This is a genomic window from Phormidesmis sp. 146-20 (assembly GCF_052939475.1).
This window is the reverse complement of record NZ_JBJPHT010000003.1, coordinates 137,206-154,025: the sequence shown is the minus strand read 5'-3', so window position 1 is coordinate 154,025 and position 16,820 is coordinate 137,206. Positions and strand designations below refer to the sequence as shown.

The window sequence follows — 16,820 nt, the reverse complement described above, 5'->3', positions numbered from 1 at the left end:
AGAGCCGTTTACGGAGTCGCATTTAGCCCAGATGGGAAGATGATCGTCGCTGCCCGAAAGTTGATCGCCACGCTGAAAGGGCATCAAGGAGAGGTCTTTGGCGTAAGTTTCAGTCCCGATGGAAGAACAATTGCCTCGGCTAGCTTTGATCGCACGGTCAAACTCTGGAAACGGGATGGCACACTGCTCAAAACCCTCCCCGGACACCAAAATACTGTCTCAGAGGCAGTTTTCAGCCCGGACGGAAGGATGATTGCCTCGGCTAGCTTGGATGGCACCGTCAAACTCTGGAAACGGGATGGATCGCCTCTTAGGACACTGCAAGAAGAAGAAGGTAGAGCCGTTTACGGAGTCGCATTTAGCCCAGATGGGAAGATGATCGTCGCTGCCCATGCTAACAAAACCTTGACGCTGTGGAAACGAGACGGCACCAAAGCTGCAACCTTAGTCGGACACAGTAGCTATGTGAATGGCGTAAGTTTCAGCCCCGATGGAAGGACGATCGCCTCAGCCAGTCAAGACCAAACCGTGAGACTGTGGCACCCGACTAACTCCCTGATGAGCATTTTTGTGGGCCACACGGCAGAGGTGAAAAGCGTCAGCTTTAGCCCAGATAGAAAACTAATTGCATCTGCCAGCATCGACAGCACGGTGAGACTCTGGCAACCCAACGGCAACTTGGTCAAAACGCTTACCGGACACCGTGATCAAGTTTATGCAGTCAGCTTTAGTCGCGATGGGCAAAAACTGGCATCGGCAGGCGCAGACAGCACGGTGAAACTGTGGAAGCGAGATGGAACGCTGATTACAACCCTTAAAGGGCACCAGGGTAGCATTAATAGTGTTAGCTTTAGTCCCGATGGTACGGTTCCTTCGGAGTTGCGCGGAGCGCTAATCGCCTCTGCCAGCGTTGACAAAACCGTTAAACTCTGGAAACCCGACGGCACCTCAAAGACCCTTGCTGGACACACCGATACAGTGTTTGGTGTCAGCTTCAGACCCAATGGACAACTCATTGCCTCTGCCAGTGGTGACAAAACCATCAAACTCTGGAAACCCGACGGCAGCTTGGTTAACACTCTGCAAGGACACACGGCCAGCGTCCGAAGCGTGAGTTTCAGTCCCGATGGACAACTGATTGCTTCCGCCAGTTCAGACTGGACAGTGAAACTCTGGAAGCTAGACGGCACCCTGGTCAAAACCCTGAGCGGACATTCCAACACTGTCAATGATGTGAGTTTTAGTCCCGACGGGCAACTAATTGCTTCTGCCAGCGACGATCGCACCGTGCGACTCTGGAAACCAGACGGCAGCTTGGTGGCGATTCTCACAGGCTACGAAGATAGTGTGTTTGGCTTAAGTTTCAGTTCTGATAGCAAAACGCTGGCAACCTCAAGCGACGATCGCCGAGTTACCCTGTGGAATCTAGAAAAACTGAACCTGGATGCCCTACTGACCCAAAGTTGCGATTGGCTACGTGACTATTTAACGACGAATGTGAAAGCAAACCAGGACGATCGCCAGTTCTGCAATTCCCTTCCTCGATCCAAACGCTGAATTCTCAGAGACCTCGCTAGAATGATAATCTCAATAACCTGGGATTCAATCAGAAGGTGAGTGATGAGTGATCAGCAAAATTTGTCAGAAATCAATCCACTAGTGCCGCCTCCTGTCGAGCCATACAAATCGAGCTTGTGGGAGGAAATTGGCATGGGATGGGCATTTGTTGTCTTTGTGTGGCGCGTCTCCAGTCGAATTAGAGGCAGTTGGAATCGCCTTCGTTTTGTAGTTGGGCTAATCTTTTGGAAGCCTTTTTTACCCAACGATCGCTAACTCATTCTTGAAAAAATCCCATGTATTACGACCCACATCAATTTGACTTTGTTCATCAACTCGAAGCCAATTGGCACACCATTAAAACCGAATTAACTCAACTCGACCCCAAAGATTTTATTCCCTATCCCGAAAAGTATCTACTGCAAAAGAAGACAGGCTGGGATATTTTTGGCATGTATTTTCTGGGAGTCAAAATTGATATTAATTGTGAACTTTGTCCCAAGACAGCCCAACTGATCGAATCCGTTCCTGGTATGATGACCGCAGGGTTTTCTCGATTGGCAGCAAGGGCCCACATTGTTCCGCATTCGGGCAAACCGAGTAATGTATTGCGCTGTCACTTGGGATTGTCTGTTCCTGAAAAATGCGCTCTGAGAGTCGCGTCCGACATTGAGCAATGGCAAAATGGTCAATGTCTGGTTTTTGACGACACCTCAGAACATGAAGCCTGGAACTTGAGCGATCGTCCCAGAGATATCTTATTACTTGATTTCAAAATTCCCCCCGGTTTCCAGATCATTCGCTAGTTCTCATCTTCTCCCTTTGAATGAAAGATCTTGACCCAATTCTTATCTTGAAGTTTCCCAAAATATGGAAGTTGGGGGGCAGAAATCTCATTCACGAAGCGAAAGAACTCCATCAAATTGACTTCGATTTGATAAAAAATGCTACTGCGATCGCACTCAATTTCCGCATTGGGCACTCAAAAATCTGGGAAATCGCTGGGAACTGTTGAAGCATTCCTTTATACGGTTAGACGATCGCCAAAATGGTGAGTTGATGACTCCAACGGGGTATCACTAGCTTTATCCCCATCCTTGCGATCGACTAGCCTAACCTCAGTCTGGGGATTGTCCTACTTAGTCAAAACTATGTCTGAAGCACTACTCAAAGACCGCGACTATACGATCGTCGTTGCCAAAACTAGCTCCGATTTGTTGCAGAAACCACCCGGATATGAGCAACGCTGGTCAAATGCTCACGACGCGATCCTGACGCTTGCCCAAAAATGCGAAACCTTTGACCCAGATGGACTGACGCTTTACCTATCCGATCGCCGTCAGTCTGAGCAGTTCAAATCCTACAAACACGTCAAATCCAGTCAAATTACAGAAATTTTTGAGGCGCACTATCCCCCCGCCACGATCGACCTGCTAAAAGTTTTGCAAACCATTTTGCACGAATTTTTCATCCGCAAAGCTGCCCAGCAGACCAAGCCCAACGGTGAAATGATTTTGATCTTGATCGACGGCGAACCGAGCGATCGTATGGCTATTTCTCGCCTCCTGATCCAGACGGCCAACCAGCTTGACCACGATACTGAATTGGGAATTGGCTTTATTCAACTGGGCGACGATCTGATCGCGAGAGGCTTTTTGGCGGCTCTGGATGACAACCTTAAATCAACAGGTGCAAAATTTGACATTGTGCATACTCAGGTGATCACCGACCTCCAATCCCACTCGCTGACTGAGTTTCTGCAAGACGTTCTGAGCGACTAAACGCTGAAATGGCAACAACCTGATAAGCTGTAAGCGGATACGACCCACCTCAAATGTATGGCTTAATTTTTATGGAGTGGCACACATCAGATGCCCAGAGTTTAGCAATTATCGATCGTGAGATTGGCGACCATGCGTTCTCACCCGCAGAGTATGAAATTGTGCGACGGGTGATCTATGCCACGGCTGACTTTGAGTACAAATCGCTGATTCGATTTTCAGAGTTAGCGTTGCAGTCGGGAGCGGCCGCGCTGGCCGCCAGGACGACGATCGTCGTTGATGTCCCAATGGTGCAAGTCGGCATCACCAGCAACATTCAAAACACCTTTGCTAATCCGATTTATTGCAGCATGGAGGCGCTGACCCGTCCTCAAAAAGAAAAAACTCGCGCCGCCTGGGGCATCGAAACGTTGGCAAGACGCTACCCAGAAGGCATTTTTGTCATCGGTCAGGCTCAAACTGCACTCTCTGCCCTGGTCGAACTGATCGAAGCCGAAGAAATCAAACCCGCGCTGGTGATCGGGACTCCTTCTGGATTTGTCGATGTCGATGTTGCAAAAGCTCGCCTCAACGATTCGCTCATTCCCCACATTCGAACCGAAGGGCGCAAAGGTAGTGCAGTCGTGGCAGCAGCGATCGTCAATGGATTGGTTGATTTAGCGTGGCAGGCATACGGCCGAGAAAGCAACGGAGTTGGTTAGGATCTACAGATTAAATGAGAATAAAACTGACCTTCGCAGGTTAAACCGCTTTTCTAGTCTGCCGATCGCCGACGAGATAAATTACCAGGTCGTCTCTTTTGACCACTCGGCTTTCGCGAACTTCCTCGCACAGTCCTTCTGGGCGCATCCTCAAAGTCAGCATTCGATCGTCGGCGCGGTTCAGTCAAATCGTCTGCCTCAAAGCCATAATCTTCTCGCTCCAGCCGCCGACTCACCGCTTCAAACTCATCTCGCCGCAGGTAAGGATAGTCACTCACCCACACGCCGTTGCGCGGCAAAAACACGTCTGTAACTCTGGCAATTTTGCTCAAGTCCGATCGGTTCGACAAAATCATCAACTCAGCAGTGTCACCGGGTGCGATCGCCTGATGTTCTCGCTTGAGCGGAGCTTGAATTCGCGTGGCAAACCCTGTCTCATCCACCACTTCAACATTGATTTTGCGCTCTCGGTTCTCGACGATTACCAGATCCCCGGTATTGTTTACGTTCTCTTCTTGACCAATCAACTCATCTGAGATGTACACATCCGCCACTTCGCCCCGCAAAAATCCCGCAAACTTGTAGCGACGGTAGGCAATATTTCGCAAACTCGCCTCCAAAACGGGACTCCACAGCCAATAGGTCATGGCAAACAGCCCTAAAAAAAAGCGAACTCCACTCAACCAGTCGATCGGCAGCAGCCAGCCAATAAATAGAATGCAAGCCAGCGCAGAGATCGAAATCAACACTCGCCTCAAAAAGCTAGGAAACTTACCCCAGGCGTGTTTGTACTGGGCACCTGTCGCAACGACCGGGATGAGTTGCTCAAACTTTTGACGACTTAAAGGAATCAGCATGAGTGCGAATTATAGAACCTGACCACAACATTAGCCTAATCCCATTTTGGAGTCTAAATTTCAAAATGGGCAGCAATCGGTCAAAGGTGAGCGATCGTCTCCCAATTTCTGCCTTCAGACTTGAGGCTTTCCTTGACTCGTGAAGAGCGAAATTTTACCGATTCTTAGCCTTTTGCCGAATCCAAATGCTCGCAAAGTCGAGTACTTTTCGTGAGGGGCCGTCAGGGATTGTCATCGAAAATGGGATCAAATCTGAGGAACGCGCTCAGAAAGAACTAAGCAACTAGGGGGCAACTAAGTTTGTTTAGGTTTTTCAAAAGAAAAGCGTCCTTACAGGTAGTCTGCCTGATCCTGGGGGCTTTTAGGGGTCAGGCAATTTTTTGTCTATTTGTGTGGCGATTAATTACTTATTTGTCCATTGTTAACTATTTGCTTATTCAAATTGCGACATCGTGAGGCTTACAGGCATTTTCAATTTCTCCCACCTTAAGTCGCAAACGATTTGCAGAACTTTGGGGTCTGTCCATCCGTTGATGTAAAGGAAGATGATCTTGGTGACAAAAAGAAGCCCCAAAGTTTCGAGGGGTTTTTGAAGGCATAGCAAAGCTTGAGTTTTAGAACAGGGGTTTCAAATTTGTCAATCACTACGATAGTCATTCCATAGTCAAGCTCAACTTTAGTTCAATGCAGCAGCGCCATGTGGAGGACTTTGAGGGCATTTGACGAGACATCCTGCATGAATTGGGACAGGGCGACGACTTTTGGAGTTGGGCAATGAAAAAGCGATGATCTGTTTCTGACGTTGCCTTTTCAGCAAAGCTGTTCGCTTTGAAGCTTATGCGATCGCATTTGAAGGACTGACTCAAGGGTTGATATGGCTCGAAACTCAGCGACCAAACTGGTGATCTGCTAGACATTCTAGACAACCCCACGGTTCTGGAAGAAATTGTTCGCCTCGAATCACTGCCATATTCGGACTACCAATCACCTAGCATTTGTTCCGCGAGTTTCGTGCTAAGTGCGATGAGATGGGTGCGTTTCCAAATTAATTGAGTTGCCTAACCGTTTTTTGCATAGTGGTGGAGCGCGATCATGCCAAACACGACCCAAAATCCTCCGGTTGCACTTTCCCGCAATCCAGCTTGCGCTCATCGATCAATCGAGTTTGTATGCAGAACGAATGGCTTCTGAGAATAACTCATCTACGATCGAACTCATGAATGACAAGGAACAACGGCATCGCTGATCGTTCCAATCAAAATTAGATGAATGATAGAAATTTGATGTGGCTGTAAATCGTTTCATCGGAATCACTGGATTGGGTTCAAGGTGGATCTGCGATCGTGCAACTAAACTGTCGGTACATCATTTGATGGTTACAAAGGAGACTGTGTATGAAATTGCTACCGATGTTTGTTGCCGCCTTAAACACATTGGCGGTTTCTCCAGGATTTACATACTCGGCGTTTGCCCTTCACCCAGTCCCAAGCTTCTAATGGAAATATGCGAATTCGACTGAAGTGGGAGAACGGTGACACAACAGACGTGGAAATCGGTCAGGATACTGTGAGGGCTTGGAAAACCATCTTTAAGCCAAACGTTTGACTTAGGGCAATGCGAACGACAACAGTTTTCGACCACTAGAATGTTTTTGCGACACAACTGTCTTTTGTAGTTTTGACCAAGCTGCCGATATGCAGACGGGTTAGCGTTTCAAGATTTTGTTGAGCTTATCGATGCGATCGCATGAATTTGAACTTTTGTAACAGTTGTAGGGAAATATCACCCGATGTCGAGATAGATGTAAATAAGGGCTGAAGTTAGTGTAAAACTTTTCAGAAGTTTTGAGAAAAAGCACGCTCAGAGATGCATAAACCAGACGGTTCAACGTGAGAAGTAACAACGGACTGACATCTACTGTTATGAGGTCATGCTTATGCCAGACATCACTGCCTTAATTGACGAAAATTTAGAGCGGATGCAAGTGCTTTCTCAAGAAGCAGACACCGCCTTGAGCGAAGTGAATCAGCTAGAACAGCTTGCAACTGGCTTAGTGGAAAACCTCGCTGAGAAAGAACAAGCAGTGTTCTCAGGGTTTGAAACGATCGGCAATCAGCTAGTGGAGTTGGATCAGAAGCTAGAGACGGAGCTACAAACGACGAAAGAAGATCTCGGTGAGCTACGACAAAAGGCGGAAGGACTTGAGGATCAGCTTGAACAATTTGCCAATCAGGTTCAAACTCAGTTGGGCGACTTAAAAAGCCGCGCAGAAGAAATGCTGACGGAGGTTGAGTCGAAAGCAGGGGAGATTCAACAAGATTTGGATCAGTTGACTCAACAGGCGCAAGGATTTGAAGTGGATGTAGATGGTTTAGAAGATGAGGCGGTTCAGGGTGTTGAGGAATTGGGGAACACCGTTGAAACCGCTAAAAACGAATTTGAAGGTCGTAGAACTAACTTAATGGAAGGATTTAACTCGCTCTCGCAAGAAGTGGGCGAAAAGCTGCAAACCCTACAGCAGGATTTTGACCATCTAGTGCAAGAAAGCAGCACTCAACTAAGCCAGATAGATACAGCGCTAACCACGTCTGCTAATGAGGCGATGACTGCAATTCAAGAGAAGTTTAACGAGATTGGCGGCGAAATTACGACTTCTGCCCAGAAGTTAGCGACGGCTCTTGCCAACACGGGTGAGACGGGAACTGACGACTGTGAGCGTATGAATGACAAGTTTGGGGAAGTGATCGATCGCGCTGGTGATGCAGTTTCTGTGATTCAAGAAATCGTGCCCGTGTTGGAAGCCGTTGAAGAAGAACTCGGTTAACCCTTTAGTTTGAAAGGAGATGAGGGATGTCAGAAGTTGTAGAGCTTAATCAGAACGTTGAGGAAACTGTTGAGAGTTTGGAGCGATTGTCGGGTGTGCTTGAGCAAGTCTCCACACAGTTAAAAGATGCGTGTTCGGAGGTGGAATCGGAGAGCAATGCCCTAAGTCAGGGGAATGAAATCGACGCTCATCTGGATGCGCTAGAGCAGAGTTTGCAGCAGGCAGAGGACACGCTAGAAGGGGCAGAGTCGGAAGTTATTCAAGAGTTGGATGAGTGGCAGCAAGCGGTGACGGAAGCTACGAATGGATTGGAGGAAGCGGGAGGAGCGATCGACGAACTCCAAGAGGGGTTTCAAGAAGTGGCAAATGCTATCCCAGAATTTGAGGCAGAAGCCGCTGAAGTAGAACAAGCACTGGCTCAGACAGCAGATGCAATTAGTCAACTAGAGGATGCGCTGACCCAATCGATCGAGGAGACACGACAGGCGTTTCAAACCCTGGATCAGGGGCTTGCGGAGTTTCAGCAGCAAGTTGAGCCATTGTCAGAGTTGGACAGCGATCTGGACGAATTAGTGACTGATATTACTGAAACTCATCGGGAGGAAATTGAAACAGGCTTCAGTGAACTCAGTGAAGATCTGCGTCAAGAGCAAGCCAGCGAAATTCAAACAACGGCTGATAGTTGCGAAACCAGTCTGAGAGAACAGTTTGAAGCGTTCAGCAAAGAAGCCGAAGAATTAGCTGATCAGTACGAACAGGATGTTTCAGAGGTGATTTCTGACCTTGCGGATGAGTGCGAGAACGAGTATGAAACCAGGATTGAAGAGGCTGTGAATGATGTTGCAGACAGTGCAACTGATGAACTAATCAGCGAAGTAAACGAAGCTAATACTTCATTTGAGGATGGCTTGTCCGTCGCGAATGAGATCAAACCGATCGTTCATGACATCGTTACGGCTGGAAACGTTTTGGTGGCTGCCGATGAAATGGTTAAAGAAATGGTTGGTTAAGCGATCGTCCCTCTAAATTGAGCACGAATGATTCTCTGATTCAAATTTGTTCATTGCATTAAGGAAAATTTCAATCATGAGTGCAACAGATTTAATGGCTCGGATTGAGCAAGCAAGAAGTGGCTATCAGAAAGCCAAAGAAATGTTAGGAGAAACCAGAGATTTTCCCGATGTTGGAGAGGGTCTTGAGAATGCCCAGAATAATATAGTTGGTGAGGTGTTCGATGAGTTTGGTGATCCGTTCGATGAGGTTGGTGATGCGTTAGAGAATGTTGGTGAGGTGCTCGATGAGGTTGGCGATGTGTTAGATGGTGTTGGTGAGGTGTTAGATGATATTGGTGAGGTGTTCGATGAGGTTGGTTTAGGTGGTGTTGGTGATGAGTTTGATTTTGCTGGTGAGGCGTTTGATGCGGCTGGTGAGGTGTTAGATGATACTGGTGAGGTGTTAGATGATGTTGGTGAGGTGTTTGATTCTGAGGGCGGAATACCAGCACCACGACCTGGAGATCCAGAACCAGCAGACGGAGTTCGAGTGCCAGGGCTAGATAGTGCATACTATGGGTCTTCTCCTCCAGGTCAAGGCAATGCCGCCGATACAGCATATGACGAACGAGTTACTGGCAGTAGGCCAGGTTTGGGTGTCTACCTAGAAAATCCTACAGCACCATCGGGCAAAACAGAGTTTGATTGGATAGAGTATGCACCAAATGGTGAAATAACGCTTCTAGACGCTAAAAACGCAGGTGAAAACAGCATCTATAACTCAGAGTTCGGGCGAGAAATACGAGCTGTACCCCAAGCACAACGGCAAATTACCGCAATAGAACACAGTGGTATTGACCGTGAAGATGTACAAATAGAGTGGCGTGTGGCTAGTGAAGAAACAGCGCAGGCACTACAGGAGACTTTCCGTGATCGAGGTATAGATATTACTGTTGTTCATAAACCCTAATTTGCAAGGTGGAAAAAATGGTTGATTACATTGTCAGAATCCTTTCCTTTTGCCCTCAACAAGTGGATGTAGTCAAATCAGTGCTAGCTTGCCCTGAGGTAAACAGATTAGTTTTTCCAGCAGTACTTTACACTGGAAATGATAGTACTATTCCACTAGATTCCGCTGATCAACTTAATATCGAATCAGTGTATGAAGAACTTTTCAGGAGGTCGAATGCACCAACAGTAGAAAAGCTTGATGATGATCAAACCCTTGTTGTCATTCGCTTGTGTGGAAAAAACGATATTGAGTTTTCTAGCACTATTCACTTAGTACAAACCCCTACACCCAATGTTATCAACTTAAAATTTTCAAGCAAACATTTACAGTCCGAGACTCTTACGCTTTCAAGTCTCAAGGAATTGCTTTCTGAGCTTATCTCAGTTTTTCAAGCTGATCATGCCTCTATCTATGATCGTAAATCCATTCATCGATCAAAACATCCTAAGTATCTTAGAACAGCCGACTTCAGATCTTACCCGATTGAAATGGAATGGATTACCTATTTTGGTTCACAAATGATTGAACTTCTAGGACGTGAACGATTTACAAACTTACACACATGCGTAGAAAAATATGATTTGCACGGAGGAACTATGGCGATTCTTCAGGAAGATCCATTTGACGAGGATAATCCTCAGCATCAGGAACGTCGAATTCAGGCAGAACGCGAGCTTCACTTGAGCTAGTAGGGTGGCAGTGCCAACCTTACTACAAAACTTCCGTGTCAGAAAGCAAACTATCGAGTTTAGAACACGACGATTTCATCTCAGAACAAGAATCTTTCCGTCCAGAAGTCAAAGTAAGGTAATCAAATATGAGTGACACAACGAATTCATTAGAACAACTAGCCACAGATGTGCCAGAGAAAATGAATCTCTTGGTTCAGAACTATCGGCAGTTCAGGAAGAAGTGGACGGACTGGAAACCCATCTGGATGAGATGAACGACAAAGTAGCAGATCTGCTGAGTCAAGTTAAAACGTCGTTAGGTAGAAGCTGTACAAATTCGTGGGTTCATGTTGATTAAAGAGGAAATCTGAATTATGAACGCAGATGATTTGATGACTCGCATCAACGAAGCTAAAAATAAACTTCAATCTGCGAAAGATTCGCTGCCCAGACCTGGAGATTCTCAGATTATCGAAGGTTCTCAAGTCATCAATGAGCTTAATTATTCACGATCTGATGAAGCTCTTCTCCGTATGCATCAAGAGATGATCAGCAATCTTGATGATATCGATAAAATGCGTTTTTTTAATAGTTTGAGTGGGACAGGAATATCACTCCCTGCACTAGCAGAATTTGCTTATCGAGTTAGATCCGGTGGAGAGTGGGATCACAAACCAATGTTGAGAGATGAGCTAGGGCTGAATCCAGATAAAAAACCTGGAACTACCGGGGATGAGGATTGGTATTTTCCCATCGAAGGCAACAGTCAAGATGAATATAACTATGACATCTGGTCTAATATTCACTATGGATATGTTGGTAGAGCCGCAGGTTTTTCTCCCATTGAGTTAAGAGGGGGAGCAGACCTTGCAGACGGAGGTCGGATGCCATCTGATGACTTAAGTGTGCGAATTGGGATGGAATTGTGGGAAAAACATGGTTCCAATTTAACTGAGGATCAGTTACGTCAAGCAATCATTGACCACACAGACGAGTACAAGCAACTTCAGACTGAAGAAAATACTGCTGTTATCACGCCTGACGATGAGAAATGGAACGGAGAATAGGTAAGCGGATGAAATTGAACGAATTACCTCTAGTTGCACTTGCCAAGGGGACGATTTTCGAGACTAGCATTTCTAATCATTGATCGAGAGGAGATTATTATGAGCGATACAACCAGTTCGTTAGAACAACTAGCCACAGATGTGCCAGAGAAAATGAACCTCTTGGTTCAAGAACTATCGGCAGTTCAGGAAGAGGTAGATGGACTGGAAACCCATCTGGATGATATGAACGACAAAGTAGCAGATCTGCTGAGTCAGGTTGAAACGGCGTTAGATGGCTTGCAAACAGAATTGTCGAATCAACGATCGCAACTCACTGAAGAAGTGTCATCGCTAGACGGTGAATTTGAATCTTTGAAGAGTGAAGTTTCCGCAGCACAGGATGAGTTAGCAACAGAGCTTCAAGAAGCGCAAGGAAAGCTGACAGAACTCAAGGGAAATCTAGAAGAGGGGCAAAATTCCATTGGAACATCGGGGCAAAATGCTTTAACGATGCTGAGTCAGGCACAGGGCAAAGTGCAATCTAGCCAAGAACAGTTGGATGGTGTCGTGGATGCGATCGCTCAAGAAATTCAAGAAGTCCAACAGGGCATCGAAACCGCAAAAACTACGCTCACCACTCAAGTTAGTCAGCTTACAGACGAACTCGATCAGGCACAGAAAGAAATAGACAGTAAAGTTCAGGAAGTAGTGGATGCCTTTACCGACATCGAAGAACTAGATACGCAACTGACGGATATTCAGGACAAAGCAGTAAAGACGGAACTGGATGGATTGTTAGACACCGCTAACCAAGAAGTTGAGACTCTGAAATCAACAGTTGAAAGCGCGATCGACCCTGTTGTAGAAGCCATTCGCGGATTAAGTGATGATCTGTCGGATGTTGAGGGAGAGATTTCGTCAAAGCGTGAGGAGTTAGATGCTCAGTTTGACGAACTCAAAGAACTCATTGAACCACTGCAAAAGGGTGTCGATGATGCCCGTGAACTAGCAGATAAATTTGCGCTTCCGTGGGCATAGCGTTTGAGGCGAGAACCCTATCAGTTATTAGGAGACACGATCGATGGCAGATTTTCAAAGTGCGGCAGCGGAAACAACCGGAAAGTTGTCTGCTTTACTCGATGAAGTAGACCAAACTCATAGCCAGTTGCAAAACACGAAAACAGAACTCACAAACTTCAAACAGCAGCTTGAGGAAGCCTGGGCTAAGTTTAGTGATCAGGCACAATCACTTCTAGAACAAGTCACCACCAGCAAAAGCGAACTCACTGCCGAAGCGGATTCTGTCGAGCAAACGATCGCGCAACTCAAGCAAAAGATCGACACCGTTCAGCAAGAATTAGTGCAGGAGTTGGAGGATACAAAAGGAGCGATCGCTGCCGTTGATGACAAATTGAATGAACTAACTCCTGAGTTAGAAGGAGACTTACAAGAGGCTGAGGGCGCACTGAACCACCTCGACGAAAAAGACATTGGCACTGAGTTAGAACAGGCAGTCACACAAACCTTACAAGAGCTTCAAACGGTTAATAGCGACCTACAAGGATTTCAAACTGAACTCGACCAACAGACCGAATCTTTTGAGGGAGTTGTTTCAGATCAAGCTGTTCCGGCAATTACCAATAGTGTTACTGGTTTAGCTGATCATTTGGATGGCATCGTGGATCAGTTCAACGAGCAAATCCGGGCAGTGGGAGATGGTATTGAACAGTCCATGCAGAGGTTAATGGAGCAAGTTGGGCAGGGGCAGGAAACCCTGTTTGATCAGCTTGAAGACAATGCTCAACAGCTAGAAGAACTCATGGGTAAGCTAAACAGTGCCGTTGAGACTGCTAGTTCCAGTGTTGTGGATGCTGGTCGAACTTTAGTAGACGGTACAGAATTAACGAATGACAACTGCAAAACAGCCATTCAGTTGTTGTCAGACGCTAAGGAATCGCTGGAAAAACTTTAGAGTTTGTCGATCGCCAAAAATGACTTCACCTCGATCGCTAAAGGGATCGCCATCATGAACCACACAATTTCTCACCACCCTCATTCACCTGTTGAAAACGCTCAAGCACTACTTCGGATTTTGCCGTTCTCTTGTCTTCTATGGGGACTGAGTGCAGCAAGTTTCACTCCAGCCGCAGTTAGTCAAGAACAGTCAGAAAACAAACCTATTGAGATCAATGCTTCTGACTACCTTCGGACTCCAGAGCTGCTTAGAAAGCTCAGACAAGAGTTTGGCGATCGCGCCGACTCCAACCCTTCAGATCAGACAGAGTTTGGGACTTATCGTTTAGGTGCTGGAGACGCTATTTCTGTCAACATTTCGCCACGCGGAAAAGACTACAACTTTAATGCAACCTTAGATTGGGCTGGGAATATTTCAGCGCCCTTAGTTGGACTTCTATCTTTAAAAGATCTGACTCTAGAGCAAGCTCAGGAAAAGATTCGGACTAGTTTAGCAGAGTATCTGGTCAATCCTCAAGTTGGATTAGTTTTAGCCACTACCAGACCTGTCAAAGTGATGGTTACGGGTGAAGTTGTAAAGCCTGGGTTTTATCCTCTACAAGATCCTCGACTCCCGGCTGCCTTAATTGAAGCGGGTGGCACGACTCGGCTTGCTGATTTGAGAACAGTACAGGTGAGACGACGATCGGGAGACAAAGCCTCACAAGAGCAGCAAATCGACCTCTACACACCTCTGCTCAAAGGCAGCGAATTACCCGATCTGCGGTTAGTCGATGGCGATGTCGTTGCAATCTCCGCCTTAGCTCCTGAAAAAGCGAACGAGTACGATCGCAACCTAGTTGCAGGGGCAAATGTGGCCCAAAAAGAAATTACCGTTCGGGTATTGGACTATTCCAGTGGAGTGAATCGAGTCCGTTTACCCAACGGCAGCGATTTCGTGGATGCACTAACCTCAATTAAGCCAAATCTCAAAGATACCAACTTGAAAAAAGTGAGTTTGATTCGGTTTGATCAAGCAAAAGGGAGAGCGATCGAAATCAAAATTAACGCCAGAGACGCTTTGAAGGGCAATTCCTCTCAGAATCCGATATTAGAAAACAATGATGTGATTGTGATCAACCGCAATCTGATTTCCAAGATCAATCATTTTCTCAATCAAGTAACACAACCCTTTAAAGATACTTTGGGGTTTCTATTGTTCTTTGACACCGCAGGTGAGGGTGTTAACAAAGTGTTTGGCTCTGAAAAATAAGCCCGTCGAAACCAGGGATAAATCTATGAATGTTCATCTGTTTCTGAAGCGCTACTTCGCCGCATTGAATCAGTATAAGTGGGCAGGACTGGCTTCTTTTGCTTCTATTTCAGTCGCGACTGGAGTCCTGACTGCATTGCTGCCTGAGACTAAAACGACCTATGTTGCTCACGGAGAATTGGTGTATACCCCCGTTGTTGAAGCCGCTTCACCGGGAACGCCCCCACCCGCCCAAGCGTCGCCTCCCAGCCCTGAATCCTTGATGTCAGATCAACTACTACAACGCACCTCTGACACCTTGACCGAACCCGCGACCCCTAGCGGATATCTCGAAGCGATCGCACCCAATACCCTACGGAATCGCCTCAAGTTAGAGAAAGACCCCAAACAAGAAAATCGATTTTTAGTTCAGTATTCAGATAACGACGCACAGCAAGCAAAACTGGCGGTTGAATCATTTATTAAGACAGTAAGCAATCAAAGCCTTGCAGACAAACGGGGAGATGTTGATGCCTCTCTCAAACTATTGGAAAAACGCAAGCGATTGCTGACGAGTGATTTGCGCGTCGCTGAAGAGAAGCTGAGGGAATTTGGCAGACAGGAGAAGCCCGCAGTTCAAGCAGCAGTAGACGGAAGTTTAGTTTCTGCGATCACCAACATTCAACAGCAACAGCGCCAGCTTCGTCAGCAGCTCGAAGGAACAGATGCAGAAATTAACAGCATTCAGAATCAACTCGGAATGACTCCAGCGCAAGCTTATGTTGCTTCAGCGTTGAGTGCAGATCCGACGATCGCCAACTCAACCGCAAAACTCGCCGAAATTGAATCACAAATCAAACTACAGCAGCGAGAACTTCTACCCAAGCATCCGGATATGGTTGCGCTCCAACAACAACAGCAAGTGATTGAAGCTCAACGTCAGCAAAGAATTGCAGAAATTGCAGGCAACAATCAGAATCGTTCTCCAATTCAAACGGTTGCACTTCTCAGGGTGAGTAGTTTGGACAAGGCGCGACAAGATTTGGCGAATAAGCTAGTCAACCTGCAAACCCAGCGAAATCGTTTGTCACAAGAATTAGATATTCTTAGTCGATCGGAGCCAGAACTACGACAGAACTACACAGACGGAACGGAACTCAAACTAGAATTAGAAAAACTCACCAGAGACGTTGCTCGCGATCGAGAAGCCTTTGATCAGACAGAAAAGCAACTGGCCGCTGCCGAACTAAAAAAGGCGGAAACCAGAAGCGATTGGGTGAATGAAGGCTCACCACAGGTTAAGGAGGTATCCAATCAGTTTTTGAGCCGTCCTGTCATCTGGTTGGCGGGTGGTGTGTTGGGGGTCTTTGTGGCGGGCGTGACGGTGCTGCTGTGGGATGTCCTGCGAGATAAACTGTTACTTCCAGAGGAAGTTCAAGCAATTTTGCGACAGCGGGTGTCCTTCTTGGGCGTTTTGCCTCGTATTCCCAAGCCAGCCAAGCAATCCCTCGTTCTCATCAAGACGGACTCACCCTACTTAGAGGATTATGAGTTACTTCGCAGCAGCTTACATCGCCATAGCCGCAATCAGCCTCTTAAGATTGTTGTTTTGTCTAGCACTCAAAATAGCGAAGGGAAAACAACCAGCGCTTACAATTTAGCGATCGCCTCCGCGAGAGCCGGAAAGAAAACGTTGCTGGTGGAAGCCAATCTTCGAGCCGCTTCACAAACGCATACTTTGGGAGTTTCTGCTTATCAGGGCGAAGAGTCTGGTTCTCTAGTAGAGGGGATGCAGATTGACCGAATTCAGCCAGTGCCTGATGTTAAAAACCTGTTTGTTCTACCTAGTCCTGGTTGTGCAGAGCAGGTAACAGAAGTTTTAGAATCTAGTCAGACACAGCAATTGTTAAAGCAGTCACGAGATGAATTTGATTTTGTAGTGATCGACGCAACGACTTTACGCTTTAGTGATGCTCTTCTGATCGAACCTTTCACCGATGGACTAGTTCTGATTACTCGACCGGGTTACACCGATCGCAATAGCTTCAAAGTGGTGATTGAGAAATTAACAGACAGTGACATTAAGCTACTTGGCGTGGTGATGAATCATGTTGCCACCTCAACAAAGTACGCGCACTTGCTATCGCTATAAACTGCGGAGACTCTCGATT

The 16,820-nt window shown here is 46.6% G+C and carries 15 protein-coding genes and 1 pseudogene; 15 read left to right on the top strand and 1 reads right to left on the bottom strand.

Features of this window, described 5'->3' with window-relative positions; translation table 11 throughout:
• The 5 genes from ACKFKH_RS04165 to ACKFKH_RS04145 all read left to right on the top strand — a co-directional run.
• Nucleotides 1-1,557 (top strand): WD40 repeat domain-containing protein (locus ACKFKH_RS04165; protein ID WP_446856975.1); only part of this gene is annotated, 1,557 nt, incomplete at its 5' end.
• Between the two features lie 63 nt (nucleotides 1,558-1,620).
• Entirely contained in the window at nucleotides 1,621-1,833 is a 213-nt protein-coding gene (locus tag ACKFKH_RS04160; protein WP_446856974.1) for a hypothetical protein, read from the top strand.
• Nucleotides 1,834-1,853: 20 nt separating this feature from the next.
• The gene (locus ACKFKH_RS04155; RefSeq protein WP_446856973.1) at nucleotides 1,854-2,363 is read left to right on the top strand and encodes an aspartyl/asparaginyl beta-hydroxylase domain-containing protein; all 510 of its coding nucleotides are present in this window, start codon (nucleotides 1,854-1,856) and stop codon (nucleotides 2,361-2,363) included.
• Nucleotides 2,364-2,708: 345 nt separating this feature from the next.
• Entirely contained in the window at nucleotides 2,709-3,338 is a 630-nt protein-coding gene (locus ACKFKH_RS04150) for a hypothetical protein (protein ID WP_446856972.1), read from the top strand.
• Between the two features lie 53 nt (nucleotides 3,339-3,391).
• Nucleotides 3,392-4,039 carry a precorrin-8X methylmutase gene (locus ACKFKH_RS04145; protein ID WP_446856971.1) on the top strand — a complete coding sequence of 216 codons (648 nt, stop codon included), beginning with the start codon at nucleotides 3,392-3,394 and terminating at the stop codon, nucleotides 4,037-4,039.
• 53 nt (nucleotides 4,040-4,092) lie between these two features.
• On the opposite strand, the gene ACKFKH_RS04140 is transcribed toward ACKFKH_RS04145, so the two are convergent.
• A complete protein-coding gene (locus ACKFKH_RS04140) occupies nucleotides 4,093-4,896 on the bottom strand; it encodes a phosphate ABC transporter permease (protein WP_446856970.1) in 804 nt (267 codons plus the stop codon).
• Nucleotides 4,897-5,857: 961 nt separating this feature from the next.
• Here ACKFKH_RS04140 and ACKFKH_RS04135 point away from each other — a divergent pair.
• The 10 genes and pseudogenes from ACKFKH_RS04135 to ACKFKH_RS04090 form a co-directional block, all read left to right on the top strand.
• Nucleotides 5,858-6,011 (top strand): annotated as a pseudogene (locus ACKFKH_RS04135) (IS256 family transposase); the annotation flags it as partial.
• An 821-nt stretch (nucleotides 6,012-6,832) separates the two neighbouring features.
• Nucleotides 6,833-7,720 (top strand): hypothetical protein, encoded by an 888-nt coding sequence (locus ACKFKH_RS04130; RefSeq protein ID WP_446856969.1) that lies wholly within the window; start codon nucleotides 6,833-6,835, stop codon nucleotides 7,718-7,720.
• Nucleotides 7,721-7,746: 26 nt separating this feature from the next.
• Entirely contained in the window at nucleotides 7,747-8,730 is a 984-nt protein-coding gene (locus ACKFKH_RS04125; protein WP_446856968.1) for a hypothetical protein, read from the top strand.
• A 76-nt stretch (nucleotides 8,731-8,806) separates the two neighbouring features.
• Nucleotides 8,807-9,682 carry a hypothetical protein gene (locus tag ACKFKH_RS04120; RefSeq protein WP_446856967.1) on the top strand — a complete coding sequence of 292 codons (876 nt, stop codon included), beginning with the start codon at nucleotides 8,807-8,809 and terminating at the stop codon, nucleotides 9,680-9,682.
• A 17-nt stretch (nucleotides 9,683-9,699) separates the two neighbouring features.
• On the top strand, nucleotides 9,700-10,413 hold the full coding sequence (locus ACKFKH_RS04115; RefSeq protein WP_446856966.1) for a hypothetical protein: 714 nt from the start codon (nucleotides 9,700-9,702) through the stop codon (nucleotides 10,411-10,413).
• A gap of 356 nt (nucleotides 10,414-10,769) precedes the next feature.
• Nucleotides 10,770-11,462 (top strand): polymorphic toxin type 44 domain-containing protein, encoded by a 693-nt coding sequence (locus ACKFKH_RS04110; RefSeq protein ID WP_446856965.1) that lies wholly within the window; start codon nucleotides 10,770-10,772, stop codon nucleotides 11,460-11,462.
• 99 nt (nucleotides 11,463-11,561) lie between these two features.
• The gene (locus ACKFKH_RS04105; protein WP_446856964.1) at nucleotides 11,562-12,482 is read left to right on the top strand and encodes a hypothetical protein; all 921 of its coding nucleotides are present in this window, start codon (nucleotides 11,562-11,564) and stop codon (nucleotides 12,480-12,482) included.
• 43 nt (nucleotides 12,483-12,525) lie between these two features.
• Entirely contained in the window at nucleotides 12,526-13,416 is an 891-nt protein-coding gene (locus ACKFKH_RS04100) for a hypothetical protein (RefSeq protein WP_446856963.1), read from the top strand.
• Nucleotides 13,417-13,470: 54 nt separating this feature from the next.
• Nucleotides 13,471-14,670, top strand: a complete 1,200-nt coding sequence (locus ACKFKH_RS04095; protein ID WP_446856962.1) for a polysaccharide biosynthesis/export family protein — start codon at nucleotides 13,471-13,473, stop codon at nucleotides 14,668-14,670.
• Nucleotides 14,671-14,695: 25 nt separating this feature from the next.
• A complete protein-coding gene (locus ACKFKH_RS04090) occupies nucleotides 14,696-16,801 on the top strand; it encodes a GumC family protein (RefSeq protein ID WP_446856961.1) in 2,106 nt (701 codons plus the stop codon).
• Nucleotides 16,802-16,820 lie beyond the last annotated feature (19 nt).

What these genes read in the sequence shown, in the direction of transcription:
- ACKFKH_RS04110 (WP_446856965.1), top strand. Translation starts at nt 10,770, where the DNA reads ATGAACGCAGATGATTTGATGACTCGCATCAACGAAGCTAAAAATAAA.
- ACKFKH_RS04155 (WP_446856973.1), top strand. Translation starts at nt 1,854, where the DNA reads ATGTATTACGACCCACATCAATTTGACTTTGTTCATCAACTCGAAGCC.
- ACKFKH_RS04130 (WP_446856969.1), top strand. Translation starts at nt 6,833, where the DNA reads ATGCCAGACATCACTGCCTTAATTGACGAAAATTTAGAGCGGATGCAA.
- ACKFKH_RS04125 (WP_446856968.1), top strand. Translation starts at nt 7,747, where the DNA reads ATGTCAGAAGTTGTAGAGCTTAATCAGAACGTTGAGGAAACTGTTGAG.
- ACKFKH_RS04160 (WP_446856974.1), top strand. Translation starts at nt 1,621, where the DNA reads ATGAGTGATCAGCAAAATTTGTCAGAAATCAATCCACTAGTGCCGCCT.
- ACKFKH_RS04105 (WP_446856964.1), top strand. Translation starts at nt 11,562, where the DNA reads ATGAGCGATACAACCAGTTCGTTAGAACAACTAGCCACAGATGTGCCA.
- ACKFKH_RS04095 (WP_446856962.1), top strand. Translation starts at nt 13,471, where the DNA reads ATGAACCACACAATTTCTCACCACCCTCATTCACCTGTTGAAAACGCT.
- ACKFKH_RS04145 (WP_446856971.1), top strand. Translation starts at nt 3,392, where the DNA reads ATGTATGGCTTAATTTTTATGGAGTGGCACACATCAGATGCCCAGAGT.
- ACKFKH_RS04150 (WP_446856972.1), top strand. Translation starts at nt 2,709, where the DNA reads ATGTCTGAAGCACTACTCAAAGACCGCGACTATACGATCGTCGTTGCC.
- ACKFKH_RS04120 (WP_446856967.1), top strand. Translation starts at nt 8,807, where the DNA reads ATGAGTGCAACAGATTTAATGGCTCGGATTGAGCAAGCAAGAAGTGGC.
- ACKFKH_RS04100 (WP_446856963.1), top strand. Translation starts at nt 12,526, where the DNA reads ATGGCAGATTTTCAAAGTGCGGCAGCGGAAACAACCGGAAAGTTGTCT.
- ACKFKH_RS04115 (WP_446856966.1), top strand. Translation starts at nt 9,700, where the DNA reads ATGGTTGATTACATTGTCAGAATCCTTTCCTTTTGCCCTCAACAAGTG.
- ACKFKH_RS04090 (WP_446856961.1), top strand. Translation starts at nt 14,696, where the DNA reads ATGAATGTTCATCTGTTTCTGAAGCGCTACTTCGCCGCATTGAATCAG.
- ACKFKH_RS04140 (WP_446856970.1), bottom strand. Translation starts at nt 4,896, where the DNA reads ATGCTGATTCCTTTAAGTCGTCAAAAGTTTGAGCAACTCATCCCGGTC.